The organism is Flavobacterium sp. (genome assembly GCF_003525665.1).
Taxonomy (GTDB): Bacteria; Bacteroidota; Bacteroidia; order Flavobacteriales; family Flavobacteriaceae; genus Flavobacterium.
The window spans coordinates 1-2,925 of record NZ_DQDX01000116.1 but is presented as its reverse complement, the minus strand read 5'-3'; the positions used below and the strand labels follow the sequence as shown (position 1 = coordinate 2,925).

General features: G+C 29.5%; 3 protein-coding genes. 1 reads left to right on the top strand and 2 read right to left on the bottom strand.

Annotation, left to right across the window (positions count from 1 at the left end; translation table 11 throughout):
- Positions 1 to 55 precede the first annotated feature (55 nt).
- Together DIU01_RS08345 and DIU01_RS08340 are read right to left on the bottom strand one after the other, a co-directional pair.
- Entirely contained in the window at positions 56 to 1,027 is a 972-nt protein-coding gene (locus DIU01_RS08345; RefSeq protein ID WP_290833412.1) for a glycosyltransferase family 2 protein, read from the bottom strand.
- A gap of 1 nt (position 1,028) precedes the next feature.
- A complete protein-coding gene (locus DIU01_RS08340) occupies positions 1,029 to 1,844 on the bottom strand; it encodes a 2,3,4,5-tetrahydropyridine-2,6-dicarboxylate N-succinyltransferase (RefSeq protein WP_290833410.1) in 816 nt (271 codons plus the stop codon).
- A gap of 172 nt (positions 1,845 to 2,016) precedes the next feature.
- Here DIU01_RS08340 and DIU01_RS08335 point away from each other — a divergent pair, with 172 nt between their 5' ends.
- The gene (locus DIU01_RS08335; RefSeq protein WP_290833408.1) at positions 2,017 to 2,592 is read left to right on the top strand and encodes an META domain-containing protein; all 576 of its coding nucleotides are present in this window, start codon (positions 2,017 to 2,019) and stop codon (positions 2,590 to 2,592) included.
- Positions 2,593 to 2,925 lie beyond the last annotated feature (333 nt).

The following is a 2,925-nucleotide window of genomic DNA, read 5'->3' as shown; positions in this document are numbered from 1 at the left end:
GAAGTTATTAAAACATCACCAATCATTTTTTGCTGAATAACTAAAATTTTCATTGTCATTTTTTATATTGAGTTGCTCGCGGACTTATCCAAGTTTTATTTAGAATAGCATTCCAATAATAGGCTTTAAGGTTAAAGTAAATAAAATAGTTTACTTGTAATTTAGGAATAAACATAAATAATAATCCAATAATAGCCATAAATGCTTTTTGTATAGATAACGATAATACCAGCAATAACTGTATTATATATAGAATTATGCCTTTATAGTTTTCACTAAAGTAAACATGTTGTGAAATCAAAACCTCAGTTTTTGTAAGTGCTTTTGTCTTTATATTGATTCTTGAAGCGCCGCCATGTTTGTGCAATATAGAACAATCTGTAAGTAAGGCAATTGTTCCTCCACAATTTTTTATTCGTCTGCATATATCTACATCTTCAAAATAAAGCCAGTATTTTTCGTTCCATCCATTGCATTTTTTAAACCAATAATCACTCATAAAAATAACTGCTCCTGTTGTCCAGTCTGGATGTAGAATTTTATTTTCTGTACTAAATTGTCGATTTATTTTCTTTTTATTGATGATCTTGTAAACTATACGGAATGATCCAAAAAGCGTTAATAAACTGGGAAAAAATCTAATCTGGTTGTATTTTTTTCCTGATTCATTATATTGATTGCAGGTTACAATTCCAAAGTTAGGATTTTCTTTTGCTGATTGCCAAAGTTTTTCTAATGCATTTTGGTTTAATTCAGTGTCTGGATTTAAAAAAAATAGATATGTACCACTTGCTTTTGAGGCGCCGTAATTGCAACCATTTGAAAATCCATTATTTCCAGTATTTTCAAAAAACTTTACAGAAGAAAAATTTTCTTTAAATTCGATTATTTTCCCATCGTTAGAACAATTGTCCACTACAATAGTTTCTACCGTACAACTTTTGAGTTTTAAAGAATCAATACTTTCTAGCAATGCACTCAATGCATTCCAACTTTTATAATTAACTATTATTATAGAGATATCCATTTTAAACAGCTACGTCGTATTCTCTTAACGCGTCGTTTAAAGAAGTTTTTAAATCAGTTGAAGGTTTACGTTTTCCGATGATTAAAGCACATGGAACTTGAAAATCGCCAGCAGCAAATTTCTTAGTGTAACTTCCTGGAATTACTACAGAACGAGCTGGAACAAATCCTTTGTATTCAATAGGTTCATCACCAGTAACGTCAATAATTTTGGTAGAAGCAGTTAAACATACATTTGCTCCAAGAACAGCTTCTTTTTCTACACGAACACCTTCTACAACAATACATCTTGAACCGATAAATGCGCCATCTTCAATGATAACTGGTGCAGCTTGTAATGGTTCTAGAACACCACCAATTCCAACGCCGCCAGAAAGATGTACGTCTTTACCAATTTGAGCACAACTTCCTACAGTTGCCCAAGTATCGACCATTGTTCCTTCGTCTACATATGCACCAATATTTACATAACTTGGCATTAAAATTACACCTTTAGAAATGTAAGCACCATAGCGAGCAACAGCTGGTGGAACTACACGAATTCCTTTTTCAGCATAACCTGTTTTTAATAGCATTTTGTCGTGGTATTCAAAAATTCCTGATTCTAATGTTTCCATTTTTTGGATAGGAAAGTACATTACAACTGCTTTTTTCACCCATTCGTTTACTTGCCATCCAGAAGCTGTTGGTTCTGCAACACGCAAAGTTCCAGCATCAAGAAGTGCAATTACTTCTCTAATTGTTTTTAAAGTAGTTTCGTCTTTAAGCAATTCTCGGTTTTCCCAAGCTTTTTCTATTATTGATTGTATTTCTGTCATGGTTGTAAAATTTGAAAAGCAAAGATAAAATCTTTTTCTCGAGTACAAAGTTCCTCCTCCTTATTAGTTTGCTAAAAAATTATGTAACAAAAATAAATTGTTGTGTAACGCAGAAAATTAACATCTTATTAATTTTGTCCTCAGTAAGCACTAATTGCTACTACCCAAAAACATGAGAAAATTTTATTTTATTTTAGGAATTGCATTTTTAACTATTGTTAGTTGTAAAAACAAAGAAACATCTGAAACTGATGTTATGAATGATACCATCGTTAATCAAGATTCTACAATGGTTGTGAATGAAACTGAAGTAGTAGATAGTACAGCTGTAGATTCATCGGATGTAGATTTATTAAACAAAATGTCAACATCAACTACCAATTCTTCTACTGATCCTTCTGAAGGTAAATATGCATTAGCTGAAACAAAATGGAAATTAGTTGAACTTAACGGAAAAGCAGTAAAAAGTGCAACAAACAAAGATTATTTTATCAATTTAGATTCTAAATCGGGTAAATTTGCTGCTTATGCAGGTTGTAATAATTTTTCTGGAACTTTTGTAATGAAAGCGGCTAATAAATTGGCTTTTTCTAAAATTGCTGGAACTAAAATGGCATGTCCAAATATGAGTTTTGAAAGTAACTTCATTACAACTATTGAAAAAACAGATAATTATATGATTGAAGATAACGTGTTGCATTTACATAAAGGTAAATCAATGTTAGCAAAATTTGAGTCAATTAAATAAATTGATTTTTATTTTCACATAAAAAGTAATAAAAGGTATTCCGTTAAAGAATACCTTTTTTATTTTATTAAAATTTGAAAAATACTATTCGAATTATTCAATATCTTATATTTGTATAAAAATTAGAAAATGCCTAGAATTTTATCAATTGGTTTAAAAGAATTTACATTAGAATAAAGTTAGATATAAAATGATTGAAAAGTATATAATAAATTACAGTAACCTTACTAACATTGAAAAATATAAAACTACAAAAGTATTTTTTTATAGTTTTCTGATAGTACTTTTTATTTATTTTCTTCTAGATATTTATTATTTCAAATTCCTAAAAGA

Excerpts from the sequence above, each read along its gene's own strand:
- DIU01_RS08345 (WP_290833412.1), bottom strand. The coding sequence starts at position 1,027 with ATGGATATCTCTATAATAATAGTTAATTATAAAAGTTGGAATGCATTG.
- DIU01_RS08340 (WP_290833410.1), bottom strand. The coding sequence starts at position 1,844 with ATGACAGAAATACAATCAATAATAGAAAAAGCTTGGGAAAACCGAGAA.
- DIU01_RS08335 (WP_290833408.1), top strand. The coding sequence starts at position 2,017 with ATGAGAAAATTTTATTTTATTTTAGGAATTGCATTTTTAACTATTGTT.